Below are 17,333 nucleotides of genomic sequence, written 5' to 3'. Positions count from 1 at the left end.
CTCCTGACGTCGGCAGCAGCGGGCCGGTGGACCCGCTCACCGAGGACCGACCGGCCGGACGCCCCGAACTCATCGGCGTCAGGCGCCGGGCTCGACCTCCGGGACCCGGGCGAGCACGGCCTCGCCGTGCGCGGGCAGGTCCTCGGCGCGCGCGAGCGACACGACGTGGCCGCCGACCTCGCGCAGCGCGGCCTCGTCGTACTCGACGACGTGGATGCCCCGCAGGAACGACTGCACCGACAGGCCGCTGCTGTGGCAGGCGCAGCCGCCGGTGGGCAGGACGTGGTTGGAGCCGGCGCAGTAGTCGCCGAGGCTCACCGGCGCCCAGGTGCCGACGAACACCGCGCCGGCGTTGCGCACCCGCGCGGCCACGGCGGCCGCGTCGGCGGTGTGGATCTCGAGGTGCTCGGCCGCGTAGGCGTTGACCACGTCCAGACCCACCTCGACGTCGTCGACGAGGACGACGGCCGACTGCCGACCGGCGAGCGCGGTCGCCACCCGCTCGGTGTGCTTCGTCGCGGCGACCCGGCGTCCCAGCGCGGCCTCCACGGCGTCGGCGAGCTCCACGCTGTCGGTGACGAGGACGGCGGCGGCGAGCGGGTCGTGCTCGGCCTGCGACACGAGGTCGGAGGCGACGTGGTCGGGGTCGGCCGTGACGTCGGCGAGCACCGCGATCTCGGTGGGCCCGGCCTCGGCGTCGATGCCGATGAGCCCCTTGAGCAGCCGCTTGGCGGCCGCGACGTAGATGTTTCCCGGGCCGGTGACGAGCGAGACCGGCTCGCAGGTCTGCTCCCCCTCGTCGAATCCGTACGCGAACGCCGCGACCGCCTGCGCCCCGCCCATCGCGTAGACCTCGTCGACGCCGAGCAGGTGGCACGCGGCGAGGATCGTCGGGTGCGGCCAGCCACCGTGGTCGCGCTGCGGCGGGCTGGCGACCGCGAGGCTCGGCACACCGGCGAGCTGGGCCGGGACGACGTTCATCACGACGCTGCTCGGGTACACCGCGAGCCCGCCGGGGACGTAGAGCCCGACCCGGTCGACGGGCACCCAGCGCTCGGTGACCGTGCCACCGTCGGCCACCCGGGTCGTCGTGTCGGTGCGGCGCTGGTCGGCGTGGACGATTCGTGCCCGCCGGATCGACTCCTCGAGGGCGGCCCGGACGGCGGGGTCGAGGGTGTCGACGGCGGCCGAGACGACCTCCGCCGGCACCCGCAGCGACGCCGGCCGTACCCCGTCGAAGCGCTCGGCGGCGTCGTGCAGGGCGGCGGCGCCGCGGTCGCGGACGTCCTCGACGATCGGGCGCACGGTGGCGAGTGCGGTCTCGACGTCGAACTCGGCGCGCGGCAGGGCCGCCCGCAGCTCGCGCAGCCCCGGCCGGCGGCCGCGCAGGTCGAGGCGGGGGATGACGCGGATGACGCTCTCGGACATGCCCTGCAGTCTAGGTTTCGCACCGCGCCCGCCGTCCGGCGGTGTCGCGGGCCGGGAGCTCAGCCGTCGAAGAACTCGGCCTCGAACGCGGCCCGGGCGCGGCGGGCGACGCGGCGGTACCGCTCTCCGAGCGCCTCACCGGTGTGCGACTCCATCCCGAGGATGCGCGAGACGCCGTCGGCGTCACGGTCGTTCGTCGGCACGGCGTCGACGCCCTTGCCCCGGAACAGCACCCCCGCGTTGCGCATCGCGGACGCGAGCCGCCAGGCGGCGGCGAGCGACGCGGCGTGCTCGGCCTCGACGAGCCCGAGGTCCTCGGCCGCCGCGAGGGCACCGAGCGTCGACGGCGTCCGCAGGGCGGGGTGCTCCCCCGCGTGGCAGAGCTGGAGGAGCTGGACGGCCCACTCGACGTCCGAGAGCCCGCCGTGCCCCAGCTTGAAGTGGGTCTTGCGGTCGGCGCCCCGGGGCAGCCGCTCGGACTCCATCCGCGCCTTGAGGGTGCGGATCTCGCGGACCTGCGGCGGGGTCAGCCCGCCCTCGGGCCAGCGGATCGGGGCCACGAGCGCGAGGAAGCGCTCGGCGAGGTCGGGGTCCCCGGCCACCGGCGTCGCGCGCAGCAGTGCCTGGGCCTCCCAGACGAGGGACCAGCGCGCGTAGTACTCCCGGTAGGACGCGAGCGACCGCACGAGCGGGCCGTTCTTGCCCTCGGGGCGCAGCGAGGCGTCGACGTCGAGGACCGGGTCGGGACCGTTGCGGCCGAGGAGGGCGATGAGCCGCTTGACGACCTCGAGCGCCTGCCCCTGGGCCGCGGACTCGTCGGCCCCGGGCACCGGGTCGTGGACGAAGAGCACGTCGGCGTCCGACCCGTACCCCTGCTCGCCGCCCCCGAGCCGGCCCATCCCGACGACGAGGACGCGGGTCAGCGGCTCGTCGCCCGCGACCTCGCGCAGGCACACCTCGAGCGTCACCTCGAGCAGGGCCGCGGTGAGGTCGGTCATCGCCTGCCCGAGCTCGGCGAGGGTGACCAGGCCCGCGAGGTCGGCGACGGCGATGCGGAAGAGCTCGGAGCGGCGGATGGTCCGCGCGGCGAGGACGGCGGCCTCGGCGTCGTCCTTGCGCCCCGCGGCCGAGCGCATCCGTCGCAGGACCTCCTCGCGGGTGCGGGGCGTCATCGTCCCGCGGTCGCCGAGGAACTGGACGCACTCGGGGGCCTGCTCGAGCAGCGCGGCCGCGTACCGGCTGCGCGCCAGGGTGTGGGCCAGGCGCTCGGCCGCGGACCCCTCGTCGCGCAGCAGCCGGAGGTACCAGTGCGTCGACCCGAGCTCGTCGCTGATCTTGCGGAAGGCGAGCAGGCCGGCGTCCGGGTCGGCCTCGTCGGCGAACCAGCCGAGCATCACCGGCAGCAGCTGGCGCTGGATGGCCGAGCGCCGGCTCACGCCACCGGTCAGGGCCTCGAGGTGACGCAGCGCGCCGGCCGGGTCGCGGAAACCCAACGCGGACAAGCGTTCCCGCGCGGCCTCGGGGGTGAGCCGGACGTCCTGGTCGGACAGCCGGGCGACGGCCGAGAGCAGCGGCCGGTAGAAGATGCGCTCGTGGAGCCGGCGCACCTCGCGGCGCCGGGCCCGCCACTGCTCCTGCACCGCGTCGGCCGGTGACGACCGGTGCCCCAGGGACCGCCCGAGCCGGCGGAGGTCGCCCTCGGCCGTCGGCATGAGGTGGGTGCGTCGCAGCCGGAAGAGCTGGATGCGGTGCTCGAGGGCGCGCAGGTACCGGTACGCCGCCCCGAGGGTCGCCGCGTCCTCCCGCCCGATGTAGCCACCCGCCGAGAGCACCTCGAGGCCCTCGAGCGTCGTCGCCGTGCGCAGCGACTCGTCGGCCCGGCCGTGCACGAGCTGGAGCAGCTGGACGGAGAACTCGACGTCGCGCAGGCCACCGGCGCCGAGCTTGATCTGCCGCTCGGCTTCGGCCTTGGGGATGTGCTCCTCGACCCGGCGGCGCATCGCCTGCACGTCGGCGACGAAGTTCTCGCGGCTCGAGGCCTGCCAGACCATCGGCTGCACGGCGTCGCAGTAGGCCTGACCGACCTCGGTGTCCCCGGCCACCGGACGGGCCTTGAGCAGCGCCTGGAACTCCCACGTCTTGGCCCAACGCTCGTAGTAGGCGCGGTGGCTGGCGACCGTGCGGACGAGCGGGCCGTTCTTGCCCTCCGGGCGCAGGGCGGGGTCGACCTGCCACAGCGAGCCGGCACCGGTGGACGCCGAGCACAGTCGCATGAGCCGCGTCGCCAGGTCGGTGGCGACGGCGACCGCCTCCTCCTCGGGCACCCCGTCGGCGGGTTCGGCGACGAAGATGACGTCGACGTCGGAGATGTAGTTCAGCTCGCGCCCACCGGTCTTGCCCATCGCGACGACCGCGAGCCGGGTGCGGGCGGCCTCCTCGCCCACCTCGTCCCGGGCGATGCGCAGCGCCGCCTCGAGCGCGGCGGCCGCGAGGTCGGCGAGCGCCGCGGCGGTGGCCGGCAGGACCTCGAGCGGGTCCTCGGCCGTCGTGTCGAGGGCGGCGATGCCGAGGAGCTGCTCGCGGTAGCCGACCCGCAGCGCGTCGGCCGGGGTCTGCTCCCCCGGGTCCGCGACGGCGGCGACGAGCCGCGCCACCCGCTCGGAGGCCGCGACCGGCGCCGCCTCCGTGACGGCCGTCCAGTGCTCGGGGTGCGCGACGAGGTGGTCGCCCAGCGCGCTCGACGCCCCGAGCACCGCGAGCAGGCGGCGCCGGGCGAGCGAGTCGTCGTGCAGCGCCGTGACGACCGCCTCACGCAGCCCCGGCACGTCCGCGGCCGCCTCCATGAACCGGACGAGGCCGAGCAACGCACCGTCGGGGTCGGCCGCGCGCGAGAGCCCCTCGCTGAGGCCGCCGGCGTCGATCCGGTCCGGAGAGCCGGCGATGCCGCCGAGCGCGGGGTCGTCGAGGAGGTCGTTGGCCCGCCGGGGGTCGGTGAAGCCGAGCCGGGCGATCCCCGCGGGGACCGACTCGGGGGCGCGTGAGCTCACCGGCGCACCGTCACAGCGAGGGCAGGTAGCGCTCGAGCTCGAAGGCGGTGACCTGGTTGCGGTAGTCGGCCCACTCGGCGCGCTTGTTGCGCAGGAAGAAGTCGAAGGTGTGCTCGCCGAGGGTCTCGGCGACGAGCTCGCTGGACTCCATCACCTCGATCGCCTCGGAGAGGCTGGCCGGCAACGGCTTGATGCCCATCGCCCGGCGCTCGGCGTCGGTGAGGCCCCACACGTCGTCCTCGGTCTCGGGCGGGAGGTCGTAGCCCTCCTCGATGCCCTTGAGCCCGGCCGCGAGCAGCACCGCGAAGGTGAGGTACGGGTTGCACGCGGTGTCGATGCTGCGCACCTCGACCCGGGTGCTCTGGCCCTTGTCCGGCTTGTACATCGGCACGCGCACGAGGGCCGAGCGGTTGTTGTGGCCCCACGTGAGGTGGGCCGGCGCCTCGCCCCCGCCCCACAACCGCTTGTAGCTGTTGACCCACTGGTTGGTGACCGCGGCGGTCTCGGCCCCGTGCCGCAGCAGCCCGGCGATGAACTGCCGCCCGACCTTCGAGAGCTGGTAGGGCGCCCCCGGCTCGTGGAAGGCGTTGGTGTCGCCCTCGAACAGCGACATGTGCGTGTGCATGCCCGAACCCGGGTGCTCGGCGAAGACCTTGGGCATGAAGGTGGCGTAGATGCCCTGCTCGAGGGCCACCTCCTTGACGACCGTGCGGAAGGTCATGATGTTGTCGGCGGTGGTCAGCGCGTCGGCGTACCGCAGGTCGATCTCGTTCTGGCCCGGCCCGCCCTCGTGGTGGCTGAACTCGACGGAGATGCCCATCGTCTCGAGCATCGTGATGGCCGCGCGCCGGAAGTCGGCGCTGCTGCCGTGCGGGGTGTGGTCGAAGTACCCGGAGGTGTCGATCGGCTCGGGCGAGGCACCGCGCTGCCAGCCCTGCTTCAGCAGGTAGAACTCGATCTCCGGGTGGGTGTAGAAGGTGAACCCCATGTCGGCGGCCTTGGACAGGGAGCGCTGGAGGACGTGGCGGGGGTCGGCCATGCTCGGGGTGCCGTCCGGCAGGGTGATGTCGCAGAACATCCGCGCGGTGCCGTTGGTCTCACCGCGCCACGGGAGCACCTGGAAGGTCGAGGGGTCGGGCTTGGCGAGCATGTCGGCCTCGAAGACGCGCACGAAGCCCTCGATCGAGGAGCCGTCGAACCCGATGCCCTCGGCGAAGGCCCCCTCGAGCTCGGCCGGGGCGATGGCCACCGACTTGAGCGTGCCGAGGACGTCGGTGAACCAGAGCCGGACGAACCGGATGTCGCGCTCTTCGATGGTGCGGAGGACGAACTCCTGCTGACGGTCCATGCCCCGCATCCTGCCGCATCCGTGTGTCGTGCGCGTGACACGCCGACGGGCGGTGGACCGGAGGAGATCCTCCGGCCCACCGCCCGTCTCGTGGTGGTGCTGGGCAGTTCCGTTACTTGGCGGCCGCCCGGGTGTCGAACCGGACGCGCACCGAGGTGCCGTTCTCGGAGAGGACCCGGATCTTCGTCCCGCTGCCGGCGACGGTCACGCCGCCCGTCGGCTGGTCGGTCTTGAAGTACCGGTTCGGGTCGCTGTCGTCGAACAGCGGGTTCGCGGCCTGGCCGCGGACGTAGCTCGCCCGGCCGGTCGTCGCGCTGTGGAGCGTGAACGAGTCGGCCTTCTGGAGCCCGAACGGGGCGTCGTACATCTGGATGCGGGGCCGCCAGGGCTGGCCGTCCAGGTTGTAGATCGTCCGCGGGTGGGCGTCGATCGGCAGCACGAGGCCCTCACCGGGGTGCTGGCTCGTGTTGTTGTCCGACTGCGAGGTGTCCCAGAGCGAGATGAGCAGTCCGTCCTGGTAGGGGAAGTGCTCGGCGAAGTCCGGCTTGTTCGGGAACCCGAAGTTGTACGGGCCGGTCTTCAGGTACTTGTCGAAGGCGACGTACTCGCGGTTGCTCGCGATGTAGTACCAGGGGTAGCTCTGCGAGGAGGCCGCACCGACGGCGGTGAAGCCGTCGAGGGTCCAGCCGTTGGCACCGTTCTCCGCGCCGTCCTCGAGCAGCGTGGTGCTGCCGTTGGTGACCTTGATGGCGTCGACGAAGATGCCCGACGGGGTGTCGGGGTTGGTGCCCTGCGCGGCGCCGTCGGTGGCGTAGCGGACCTGCAGCTTGACCGTCTTGCCGGCGTACGCCGACAGGTCGAAGGTCGCCGGGGTCCACGCGGCCTGCTCGCCGTCGATGCCGTTGCCCTCCGCGGCCGTCGTGATCGAGCCGGGGATGGCCTTGAAGCCGGTCCCGTCGTCGACCTCGACGTACGCGTAGTCGCACGCCTCCGGACCGCAGTCCTCGATGTTCCAGCGGGCCTGGAACGAGAGCGTCGTCGTACCGGCCGGCACGCTCAGCTCTCGACCCATCGTCGCGGTGTAGTCGTCACCGGCACCGGAGTACCACTGCTTGGTGCCCTCGTACGTCGCGCCGAGGTCGGTGTCGACCTGCTTCGGCGGGAGCACGACGACGGCGGCCTGCGCCTTCTTCGAGTTGTACTCGTGCGGTCCGAGGTCGAGCACCCGGTTCTGGCCGGGGGCGACGATCTCGTAGTCGAGCCAGCCGAGCTGGAGCTTGTCCCAGGCCGACAGGTCGGCGGCGCGGCTGCCGATGGCGTCGTCGCCCGGCGCCGAGACACGGCTCTGCGCCATGAGGGTCCACCAGTTGACCGGGTTCTCGTTGGCCGAGGACGGACCGGAGGTGTCGTAGTGGTCCGGCAGGCCGAGGTCGTGACCGAACTCGTGGGCGACGACCGAGAGGCCGCCGTTCTCCGGCTGGACGGTGTAGTCCGCGGCCCAGATCGAGCTGGTGCCGACCTGCGTCCCGCCGAGCGGCGGGATCGGGGCGGCCGGGTTGTTGCCCTGGAAGGCGCGCCAGCGGTGCGACCAGATGGCGTCCTCGCCCTGGTACGGGTCACCGTCGGCCTGGTCGCCACCCGCGTGGATGATCTGCAAGTGGTCGATGTAGCCGTCGGGCTCGTTGAAGTTGCCGTCGCCGTCCGCGTCGTAGCGGTCCCAGACGTCGTACTTCTTGAGCGTGGCGTTGATCGCCGCGTCGGACTTGCCGGCGGCCTTCTGCTGGGCCACCCAGGCGTTCATGCCGTCCTGGACGAGGTTCCACGTGTTGCTGCAGACGTTCGAGGCGCAGGGGTAGCCGTCGCTGCGGCCGTAGCGGGCCTCGTTGTACTTGACGCGCACCGGGTCGGTGACCAGGCCCTCGACCGAGTACCGGCCCGAGGACTGGCGCTCGTAGTACTGGCGCATGGACTCACGACCGGTGACCTTGCCGCTGCCGAAGTACAGGTCGTTGTAGTAGGCCCGGTTGTAGTCCGGGTGCCAGTCCGTGGTGTTGTCGAGCGCCCGGTTCGGCTCGGGGATCTCGTTGAACGCCGGGCCGTCGAACCGCGAGGGGCCCGCGGTGTCAGGGTCGGTGTCCTGGTCGGGGTAGTTCGGGTGGCGCTCGTTGCCGAAGTCGACGAGCAGGACGAAGAGGCGGTCGGTGCTCTCGCGCGACAGCTCGACGTACTGGCCGCGCTTCTGCGCCTTCTTGGCCGACCGGCCGTTCTTCGCGGCGGTGGCGGCGGACTCGGTCTGCCCGACCTTGACCACGGTGCTGCCGTTGACGCGCTGCGGCTTGGCCTTCCCGGAGATCACCGACGAGATCGCCTGCTCACGGAGCTCGGCCTGCTTGTCGGCGATCGGGTCGGGGAGGTCGTCGCTCGGTGCGACGGATGCGGCTCCCTCGGACGGGACGGACGGTGGGCTGGCGGCGATCCCGGGACTGGCGAATGCCGTCCCGACCCCCGACGCCAGGGCTACGCTCAGCAGCCCGACTGCGGTCTTACGCACGTGGTCCTCCTGCGGTGTGGTGTCTTGGACCGTGCGGACGGACGAGTGGCCCGGTCGCACTGGTCTGGGACCCTAGACCGGCCCCGGCCGGATGACGAGACCGCGAACCCCTTTTTTTGGCAAAGTCGCGCCGATGCGGTACGCGCCCCGCCCCGGTGGCCCCACCCGTCCCACCAGCGCCGCGAGCGGCCGGGCCTACGATCGGGGCCATGAGCGAGCCCACGCCGGCCGGCCCGGCGCCCGAGTCCACCGCCCCCTACGGCACCGGGGCCCAGGCCGCCCCGCAGCGGCGGGTCCGGGTCCCCCACCTCCTGCAGATGAAGGAGCGTGGCGAGCGCTGGTCGATGCTCACCGCCTACGACATGTACACGGCCGAGATCTTCGACGAGGCCGGCATCCCCGTCCTGCTCGTCGGCGACTCCGCGGGCAACAACGTCTACGGCTTCGAGACCACCGTCCCCGTCACCGTCGACCACCTCGTCCCGCTCGTGCGGGCGGTCACGAGTGCCGCCCGGCGCGCGATGGTCGTCGCCGACCTGCCGTTCGGCTCGTACCAGGCCAGCCCACAGCAGGCCCTCGCCACCGCCACGCGGTTCATGAAGGAGGGGATGGCCCACGCCGTCAAGCTCGAGGGCGGCGCGGCGATGGTCCCCGAGGTCGAGCTGCTCGTCCGGGCCGGCATCCCCGTCATGGGGCACATCGGGTTCACGCCGCAGAGCGAGCACGTCCTCGGCGGCTACAAGGTGCAGGGCCGCGGGGCGGGCGCCGAGAAGCTGCTCGCCGACGCCCTCGCGCTCGAGGCCGCCGGCTGCTTCGCGGTCGTCATGGAGATGGTCCCCGCGCCGGCCGCGGCGGAGGTGACCAGCGCCCTGCGCATCCCGACCATCGGCATCGGCGCCGGCCCGCACTGCGACGCCCAGGTGCTCGTCTGGCAGGACATGGCCGGGCTGCGCGGCGGGCGGGCGCCGCGCTTCGTCAAGAAGTACGCGGACCTGCGCGGCGACCTGCTCCGGGCGGCCGGGCAGTACGCCGCCGAGGTGGCCGACGGCACCTTCCCCGCGGCCGAGCACTCGTTCGAGTCGTGACCGGGAACCCCGGCGAGCAGCAGGAGCGTCCGAGCGGCATGTGGAGCACGAGCCCGCCCCCGGCCCGGCCGGGGCCCCCGACCCGGTGGTCGGCCCACCAGTCCGGTCCGGAGGCCGCGCTGGCCTACCGCCGGCGCTTCCTCGACCTCGCGGCGCGGGGCACCGACCTGCACGGCGAGGCCCGCTTCGTCACCGAGCTCGCCCCGCCCCCGTCGCGCGTCCTCGACGCCGGATGCGGCTACGGGCGCGTCGCGACCGAGCTGACCCGCCTCGGGCACCAGGCCGTCGGCGTCGACGCCGACCCCGACCTCGTCGCGCTGGCCCGCGAGGACACCCGCACCCGCTTCGTCGTCGCCGACCTGTCCACCCTCGACCTGCGCACCGAGCAGGAGTTCCACGTCGTCCTGCTCGCCGGCAACGTCGTGCCCTACCTCGCCGACGGCACCCTGCCCGCAGTCCTCGAGCGGCTCGCCGCGCACCTCGCGCCGGGCGGCCACCTCGTCGCCGGCTTCGGGCTGGCCGGCGCCCTGCCCGAGGGGGCGGCCGCCGTCGACCTGCGCGACTACGACCGCTGGGCGCGCGCCGCCGGGCTCTCGTTCATCGGGCGGTGGTCGACGTGGGACCGGGCGCCGTTCTCCCCCGACAGCACGTACGCCCTGTCGGTGCACCGCCGGCTCGGCGGCTGAGCCTCAGCCGGCCGGGGTCGAGCCCTTCTCGTCCCACTCCCGGTCCTCGGCGTCCCACTGCTCGGTCTTCTCGCGGGCGGTCTCGAGGGCGCGGCCGGCGGCCTCCTGCGAGTCGTACGGGCCGAGGACGTTCGCGTCCTGGCTGCGGGTGTCGTCGGTCTCGACCTGGCCGGTGTCGACGTTGTACCAGTACGGCATCTCGGGTTCTCCTTCGCCGGTGCGCTCTGCCTAGACTCCAACCTATGCCCTCGACCAACCTCAGCGTCGCCCCCGGCGCGGTCTCACCGCGGCGCCCCGTGCCGGCCGGCATCGAGCGCCCCGAGTACGTCGACCGGCCCTCGCCCGCGCCGTACACGGGCCCGGAGGTCAAGGACGCCGAGACGATCGAGCGGATGCGCGTCGCCGGCCGCATCGCCGCCGACGCGATGGCCGCGGCGGCCGCCGTCATCGCGCCGGGGGTCACCACCGACGAGGTCGACCGGGTCGGGCACGAGTACCTCCTCGACCACGGCGCCTACCCGTCCACGCTGGGCTACCGGGGCTTTCCCAAGTCGCTGTGCACCTCGGTCAACGAGGTCGTGTGCCACGGCATCCCCGACGACCGCCCGCTCGAGGACGGCGACGTCGTCAACATCGACATCACGGCGTACATCGGTGGGGTGCACGGCGACACGGACGCCACGTACCTCGTCGGCGACGTCGACGAGGAGTCGCGCCTGCTCGTCGAGCGCACCCACGAGGCGATGATGCGCGGCATCCGCGCCGCGCGCCCGGGCCGCGAGATCAACGTCATCGGCCGGGTCATCGAGTCCTACGCCAAGCGCTTCGGCTACGGCGTGGTCCGCGACTTCACCGGGCACGGCATCGGCAGCGCCTTCCACAGCGGGCTCATCGTCCCGCACTACGACGCCGCCCCCTCCTACGACACCGTCATCGAGGCGGGCATGACCTTCACCGTCGAGCCGATGCTCAACCTCGGCACGCACGAGTGGGAGATGTGGGACGACGGCTGGACCGTCGTCACGAAGGACCGACGCCGGTCGGCACAGTTCGAGCACACGATCCTCGTCACCGAGGACGGCCCCGAGATCCTCACCCTGGGAGAGGCAGCATGAGCACGGCACACCCCCTCGGCATCGACGTCGGCGGCAGCGGCATCAAGGGCGCACCGGTCGACCTGGAGGCCGGTGACTTCGCCCAGAAGCGGCTGCGCATCGCCACCCCGGAGGTCTCCACCCCGGAGGCCGTCTGCGACGTCATCGCGCAGGTCGTCGACCACTTCGACGAGGTGCGCAGCGACTCCCCCATCGGCGTGACGATCCCCGGCGTCGTGCAGCACGGTGTCGTCAAGACCGCCGCGAACATCGACAAGTCGTGGATCGGCTGCGAGATCGAGAAGCTCCTCGAGGACCGCCTCCAGCACGACGTCGTCGTCGTCAACGACGCCGACGCGGCGGGGGTCGGCGAGCTGAACTACGGCGCCGCCAAGGGCCACGACGGCCTCGTGATCGTCACGACCCTCGGCACCGGCATCGGCACGGCGATCTTCAACGAGGGTGTGCTGGTCCCGAACTCCGAGCTCGGCCATATCGAGATCGACGGCCGGGACGCCGAACCCAGCACCGCGAGCTCGGCGAAGACCCGCGAGGACCTCACCTACCCGCAGTGGGCCGAGCGCCTGCAGAGGTACTACCGGGCGCTCGAGGACCTCATGTGGCCCGACCTCTTCGTCGTCGGCGGCGGGGTGTCGAAGGACGCCGACGAGTTCCTGCCGCTGCTCGACATCCGCACCCCGATCGTGCCGGCCCAGCTGCGGAACAAGGCAGGCATCATCGGGGCCGCCGTGCTCGCCACCGCGTCGCAGCAGCGGCACGGCAAGCACACCGGCTGACGCCGGCGGCCCACTACTCCCCGGCGCGGAGCTCGACCGCGCCGCGGCCCGCGAGGTCGAGGATCTCGGTGTCCGACGACCCGAGCTGCTCCGCCTGCCCGAGGTAGAGCGCGCGCCCGCGCGGCTGCAGGAGCCCGTCGTGGATCGGCACGGCCCGGGGGGCGGCGAGCCGGCGGAGGAAGGCGGTCATCTCGCGGCTGCGCTGCCACGGCGCCTGGAGCGGGAAGGCGAGGACGTCGACGGCACCGGGGTCGGCGTCGAGGGCGTCTCCGGGGTGGAAGAACGACGGCTCACCGTCGGCGTCGAGGCGCACCCCGACGTTGGGGATGCGCGGGACGTCGTCGTGGATGAGCGCGTGCACCTCGCCGACGGGCGTGACCGTGACCTCGCCGACGCGCGTCGGGCCGTCGTGCACGGTGGCCTCCACCCCGAGGCCGGACAGCACCTCGGCGCTGCCGGGGTCGCACAGGACGCGCGCGCCGGGGTTGGCCGCGAGGAGCGCGGGGAGCCGCTCGGGGTCGAGGTGGTCGGGGTGCTGGTGGGTGACGAGGACCGCGTCGAGGTCCCGGACCTCCGCGACGTCCTCGGCGAAGGTGCCGGGGTCGACGAGCAGGCGGGTGTCCGCCATCTCGAGGAGGACGCAGGAGTGGCCGAGGTGGGTGATCCGCATGGACCCACGCTAGGCGCTCGGGCCGGCCCGGCGGGGGGTGGCGCCGGGCGGGGTCAGCCGACCGCGGGCTCCGCGTCGCCGTCGGTGTGGACCGGGACGGCCTCCTCGCGGGCCGGCACGACGGCGTCGACGAGCTCCGCCGCGGCGACGAGGTCGTCGGGCAGCACCCGCAGCTCGGGGGGCGCCTGGGCGAGGGCCTTGGCTCCCTCCCCGGCGACGAAGAGGGGCAGGGTGCGCCCGAGCCGCGTGAGCGAGGGCAGCCGCGCCTCGAAGGCGGTGCGGCGGACGCCGGCGAGGACGACCGCGTCGGCGCGCAGGAACCGGGCGGCCTCGCCGATGGCGGTCATCGGCGAGTTGGCACCGAGGCTGACGACGCGCCACCAGCGGGCGTGGAGCATCGCCCCGAAGAGCTCGAGGGGCAGGTCGTGGAGCTCGCGGGGCGGGCACGCGAGGACGACCGTGCGGGCCTGCGGTCCCTGGACCGGCAGGCGGAGCTCGCCGAGCACGCCGCGGAAGGCGCTGGAGACGAAGTGCTCGTGGACGACGCCGAGGCGCCCGGCCTCCCAGTCGTCGCCGACCTCCCTGAGGACCGGCATCATCACGTCGGTGACCGTGGCGTCGACGCCCGAGACGAGCAGGGCGTCGAGGAGGACGTCGCGCACGGTGGCGCCGTCGAGGTCGCGGGTCGCGGCCATGACGCGGCGGCGCGCGAGGCCGAGGTCGGTCGAGGGGTCGGTGCCCAAGGGTGCTCCTGGCGGTGTTCGGGGACCTGCCACCCTAACCGGCGGGACCGACGCCCACGGCCGTTGGTGCGGATGAACCCGCTGGTCACGGGCCCGGGCGGGGGACGAGCCGGGCTGTAGGCCGGGTTCTGTCCCGCGCCGCCGTCGCCGGCGACGCGGTGACGGTCATCCATCTCGGGTGGCCGTCGCCGACCACCTCCAGCGCCCTACCCGGATGCTCGGGCGGGCCGCCCTCGAACGCATCCTGTCTGGGCTTGCTCCGGATGGGGTTTACCGAGCCGGCCTGGTCACCCAGGCCGCTGGTGGTCTCTTACACCACCGTTTCACCCTTACCGGCCGCGCTCGCGCGCGCCCGGCGGTCTGTTCTCTGTGGCACTGTCCCGCGGGTCGCCCCGGGTGGGTGTTGGCCACCATCCTGCCCTGCGGAGCCCGGACCTTCCTCGGCGGTGGTTGCCCACCGACGCGACCGTCCGCCCGACTCGTCCGGGGGGAGTCTATCCGGGCCGGACGAAGCGGACCGCGCTCCCGGCGACGTCGGCGACGTCGAGGCGCACCGTGACGGTCGAGCCGAGGGCGCCCCGGTCGCCGGACACCTTCGCGAGGACCGGGAGGTCGACGAGCTGGACCTCCATCCCCTTCTCGAGGTGGTCGACGACGACGGCCTCGAACTCCTCGCCCTCGCGGCCGTGGAGGACCGCGGCCTCCGCGGCGTCGGCGCAGGCCCGCTCGGCGGCGCGGGCGGTGCGGTCGGAGGTGGTCATGAGGTCGGCGAGCGCGGGCAGGGCGGTGCGGACGGCGTCGGGGACCTCGGCGCCGCGGCCGAGCGCCTCGCAGACGACGAGCCCGAAGCGGTCGACGAGCCGGCGCAGGGGGGCGGTGACGTGGGCGTAGGGGGCGGCGACGGCGGCGTGCTCGGGGTCGGCCGGGGCGGCGCCGTCGAAGGCCGTGTACGACGCCCCGCGGAAGAGCGAGGTGGCCTCGTGGATGAGGGCGAGGTGGCGCGGGTCGGTGCGGTCGAGCCCGCGCACGAGGTCGCCGTAGGGGACGCCGTCGGGCCACTGCACCCCGAGGCCTCGCGCCGCCCGGCGGAAGCGCGCCACCGCATCGTCGGTGGGGGCGGGCATCGTGCGCAGCACCCCGAGCCCACCGTCGAGCATCATCGAGGCCGCGGCCATGCCAGTGAGGAGGGAGAGCTGGGCGTTCCACTCCTCCGACGCGACGGGCGGGCGGAACTGGAGGGTGAAGCCGCCGTCGGGCTCGGCGCTGACCTGCTGCTCGGGCATCGGCAGGCTGGCCCCGCCGCGGGCCCGCTCCTGGGCCACCCGCCGCTCCCCCACCTCGCGCAGGAGCAGCAGGCGCTCGTCGGCCGTGCCGGCGTCGACCGCCCCCTGGACGCCCTCGTAGTCGAGCCGCTCGACGCTGCGGACGAGGGCCCGGTGGACCTCGGCGGCGGTGAGGACCCCCTCGCCGTCGAGCCGCAGGTCCCAGACGAAGGCCGGCCGGACCTCGCCGGGGAGCAGGCTGCCGGCGTCCTCGGAGAGCACCGGCGGGTGCAGCGGGACGCGCTCGTCCGGGCAGTAGACGGTCTGGCCGCGCTCCCGGGTGGCCCGGTCGAGCGCCCCGCCCATCCGCACGAAGGCCGGGACGTCGGCGATGGCGTAGCGGACGCGGTGCCCGGCGCCGTCGCGCTCGATGTGCAGTGCCTGGTCGAGGTCCATCGAGCCGGGCGGGTCGAGGGTGACGTACGGGACGTCGGTCTCGTCCGGGTGCCCACCCGGTGGGGGCTCGGCGGCGACCCGCTGCGCCTCGGCGAGCGCGTCGGCCGGGTAGGGACCGTCGATGCCGAGCTCGGCGCGGACCGCGGCGAACCGCTCGAGGAGGGCCTGCCGCACCCCGCTGGGGGTCTCGGCGTCGGTCGGCCGGAGCACGACCCTGGGATGCGGCACGGGTCCGACCCTAACCGTCCGTAGGCTGTGCCGGTGCTCATCCTGCTCCCCCCGTCGGAGTCGAAGTGGAACCGCCCGCGCGGTGGCCCCGCCGACCCCGCGACGTGGTCCTTCCCCGAGCTCGGACCGGTCCGCGCGGAGGTCGCGCGGGCCCTCTCGGGCGTCAGCGGCTCGCCCGACGCGGCGGCCGTCCTCGGGGTGTCCGAGGGGCTCCTCGACGAGGTGGCGCGCAACCTCGTCCTCGACACGCTGCCGGCCACGCCTGCGGCGCAGGTGTACACGGGCGTCCTCTACGACGCGCTCGACCTCGCCTCGCTCGACACCGCCGCGCGGCGCCGGGCCAACCGGTGGCTCGTCGTCGTGTCGGCACTGCACGGCGCGGTGCGGCCCACCGACCGGATCACCGCCTACCGGCTCTCGATGGGGGTCACGCTGCCCGGTACCGGCCCGCTCGCCCAGCACTGGCGGCCTGCGCTCGACGCGCCGCTGCGCGCCGCCGCCGGGTCGGGCGCGGTCGTCGACTGCCGGTCCGCGGCCTACGCCGCGGCCTGGCGCCCGGGTCGCGACCTCGCCCACCGCTGGATGCAGGTGCGCGTGCCCGGCGCGAGCCACATGGCCAAGCACACCCGGGGCCTCGTCGCCCGCCACCTCTGCGTCGAGGGCGTCGCGGCCCGGTCGGTGCCGGCCGTCGCCGAGGTCGTCGGTCGCGCGTTCGACGTCGAGCTCCACGAGCCGGGGCGCCCCGGCGCCCCGTGGGTGCTCGACGTGCGGGCCCCGTGACGTCCACCGAGGCGCTGGCGCTGGCCGAGCGGCTCGGGCCGGTCGTCGTCTTCCTCCTCGCCATCACCGTCACCGCCGAGCTCGCCGAGCGGGCCGGGGTGTTCGACGTCGCCGGCCACGCGGTGGCCCGGGTCGGTGGGGGCCGGCGCTGGCTGCTCTGGGTTCTTTTCTCCGGGCTCGCGGTGCTGGCGACGATCGTGCTCTCGCTCGACACGACCGCGGTGCTCCTCACCCCGGTGGGCCTGGCGGTGGCCGCCCAGGTCGGGCTCGACCCCCGGCTGCTCGCGGTGACGACCCTGTGGATCGCGAACACCGGGTCGCTGCTCCTGCCCGTCTCGAACCTCACGAACCTGCTGGCCCTGCACACGCTGGGCCGGGCCGGGTTGGGGCACACCGACTTCGTACGGGCCTCGTGGGCACCGGCGCTCGTCGCGGTGGTCGTCACGCTGGCCCTCGTCGCGGTGCTGCACCGGCGCAGCCTGCGGGGCCGGTACTCCGTCGCGCCGCCGGCGGAGCCGCACGACGGCGTCCTCCTCCGGGTCGCGGCCGTCGTGTGCGTCGTCCTCGGGCCGCTCTTCGCCCTCGGCGCTCCCCCGTGGCTGGTCTCGCTCGTCGCGGCGGGCCTGCTGCTCGCCACCACGTGGTGGCGCGGCCGGGAGCTGCTCGGCGGGCTGCCGGTGCCGTGGGCGATGGCGGCCGGGTTCGTCGCGGTGTCGGTGGTCGTCGAGCTGCTCCAGCAGCACGGGCTCTCCGAGGTCGTCACCCGCTCGCTGCCGGCCGGCACGGGCACCGGGGCGCTGCTCGCCCTCGCGGGTGCCGGGGCGGGCCTGTCGAACGTCGTCAACAACCTGCCCGCCTACCTCGCCCTCGAGCCGGCGGCGTCCGGGTCGGTCGAGCGCCTCGTGGCGCTGCTCGTCGGCACCAACGCCGGCCCGCTCGTCACGCCGTGGGCCTCGCTCGCGACGCTGCTGTGGATCCAGCGGTGCCGGGCGCGCGGGGTCGTCGTCCCGTGGCGCTGGCTCGTCCCGGCCGGACTCGCCTGCGCCGTCCTCGTCGTGGGGTCCGCGTCGCTGGCGCTGGCGGTCGCCGGCTGACCCTCCTTGCGCCCCGAACCTTCGACAGCCCGGAGCACCGCGCGTGCGTGACCCGTTGTGCGGG

At 74.2% G+C, this 17,333-nt stretch carries 14 protein-coding genes and 1 other RNA gene; 6 read left to right on the top strand and 9 right to left on the bottom strand.

The features are described 5' to 3' along the window. Positions 1-78: 78 nt before the first annotated feature. The 4 genes from hisD to JQN70_RS03020 all read right to left on the bottom strand — a co-directional run bounded on the left by hisD (position 79) and on the right by JQN70_RS03020 (position 8,374). A complete protein-coding gene (gene hisD / locus JQN70_RS03035) occupies positions 79-1,428 on the bottom strand; it encodes a histidinol dehydrogenase (RefSeq protein WP_204129846.1) in 1,350 nt (449 codons plus the stop codon). A 59-nt stretch (positions 1,429-1,487) separates the two neighbouring features. Next, positions 1,488-4,475, bottom strand: coding sequence for a bifunctional [glutamine synthetase] adenylyltransferase/[glutamine synthetase]-adenylyl-L-tyrosine phosphorylase (locus tag JQN70_RS03030; protein WP_204129845.1), 2,988 nt, complete (start codon positions 4,473-4,475; stop codon positions 1,488-1,490). A gap of 10 nt (positions 4,476-4,485) precedes the next feature. Further along, entirely contained in the window at positions 4,486-5,823 is a 1,338-nt protein-coding gene (locus tag JQN70_RS03025; protein WP_204129844.1) for a glutamine synthetase family protein, read from the bottom strand. 112 nt (positions 5,824-5,935) lie between these two features. Then, positions 5,936-8,374 carry an immune inhibitor A domain-containing protein gene (locus tag JQN70_RS03020; RefSeq protein WP_204129843.1) on the bottom strand — a complete coding sequence of 813 codons (2,439 nt, stop codon included), beginning with the start codon at positions 8,372-8,374 and terminating at the stop codon, positions 5,936-5,938. Between the two features lie 209 nt (positions 8,375-8,583). Here JQN70_RS03020 and panB point away from each other — a divergent pair, with 209 nt between their 5' ends. Both panB and JQN70_RS03010 read left to right on the top strand, forming a co-directional pair. After that, complete coding sequence (panB, locus tag JQN70_RS03015) at positions 8,584-9,459, top strand: 3-methyl-2-oxobutanoate hydroxymethyltransferase (RefSeq protein WP_204129842.1); 876 nt, start codon at positions 8,584-8,586, stop codon at positions 9,457-9,459. After that, entirely contained in the window at positions 9,456-10,145 is a 690-nt protein-coding gene (locus tag JQN70_RS03010; protein WP_204129841.1) for a class I SAM-dependent methyltransferase, read from the top strand. The genes panB and JQN70_RS03010 overlap by 4 nt, the downstream gene beginning before the upstream one ends. A gap of 3 nt (positions 10,146-10,148) precedes the next feature. Here the strand turns inward: JQN70_RS03010 and JQN70_RS03005 are convergent, their stop codons facing one another. After that, positions 10,149-10,343: a methionine aminopeptidase gene (locus tag JQN70_RS03005; RefSeq protein WP_204129840.1), complete on the bottom strand. Its 195-nt coding sequence runs from the start codon at positions 10,341-10,343 to the stop codon at positions 10,149-10,151. 44 nt (positions 10,344-10,387) lie between these two features. Between JQN70_RS03005 and map the strand changes: the two genes are divergently transcribed. Next, a complete protein-coding gene (gene map / locus JQN70_RS03000) occupies positions 10,388-11,260 on the top strand; it encodes a type I methionyl aminopeptidase (protein WP_204129839.1) in 873 nt (290 codons plus the stop codon). After that, complete coding sequence (gene ppgK, locus JQN70_RS02995; protein ID WP_204129838.1) at positions 11,257-12,036, top strand: polyphosphate--glucose phosphotransferase; 780 nt, start codon at positions 11,257-11,259, stop codon at positions 12,034-12,036. Before map ends, ppgK begins: the two co-directional genes overlap by 4 nt. Positions 12,037-12,049: 13 nt before the next feature. On the opposite strand, the gene JQN70_RS02990 is transcribed toward ppgK, so the two are convergent. From JQN70_RS02990 to JQN70_RS02975, 4 genes are all read right to left on the bottom strand, one after another. Continuing rightward, complete coding sequence (locus JQN70_RS02990; RefSeq protein ID WP_204129837.1) at positions 12,050-12,706, bottom strand: MBL fold metallo-hydrolase; 657 nt, start codon at positions 12,704-12,706, stop codon at positions 12,050-12,052. Positions 12,707-12,759: 53 nt separating this feature from the next. Further along, complete coding sequence (locus JQN70_RS02985) at positions 12,760-13,449, bottom strand: cobalamin B12-binding domain-containing protein (RefSeq protein ID WP_204129836.1); 690 nt, start codon at positions 13,447-13,449, stop codon at positions 12,760-12,762. 101 nt (positions 13,450-13,550) lie between these two features. Next, positions 13,551-13,931: RNase P RNA component class A (rnpB, locus tag JQN70_RS02980), an RNA gene on the bottom strand. Positions 13,932-13,943: 12 nt separating this feature from the next. Further along, on the bottom strand, positions 13,944-15,395 hold the full coding sequence (locus JQN70_RS02975) for an RNB domain-containing ribonuclease (RefSeq protein ID WP_204129835.1): 1,452 nt from the start codon (positions 15,393-15,395) through the stop codon (positions 13,944-13,946). 33 nt (positions 15,396-15,428) lie between these two features. Here JQN70_RS02975 and JQN70_RS02970 point away from each other — a divergent pair, with 33 nt between their 5' ends. After that, positions 15,429-16,175, top strand: coding sequence for a YaaA family protein (locus tag JQN70_RS02970; RefSeq protein WP_204129834.1), 747 nt, complete (start codon positions 15,429-15,431; stop codon positions 16,173-16,175). Continuing rightward, the gene (locus tag JQN70_RS02965; RefSeq protein ID WP_204129833.1) at positions 16,172-17,269 is read left to right on the top strand and encodes an ArsB/NhaD family transporter; all 1,098 of its coding nucleotides are present in this window, start codon (positions 16,172-16,174) and stop codon (positions 17,267-17,269) included. Before JQN70_RS02970 ends, JQN70_RS02965 begins: the two co-directional genes overlap by 4 nt. Positions 17,270-17,333: the final 64 nt, after the last annotated feature.

It is taken from the genome of Phycicoccus sonneratiae, assembly GCF_016887965.1.
GTDB lineage: Bacteria > Actinomycetota > Actinomycetes > Actinomycetales > Dermatophilaceae > Phycicoccus > Phycicoccus sonneratiae.
Note: the sequence above shows the minus strand (reverse complement) of the source record. Positions and strands in the feature narration are given on the sequence as shown.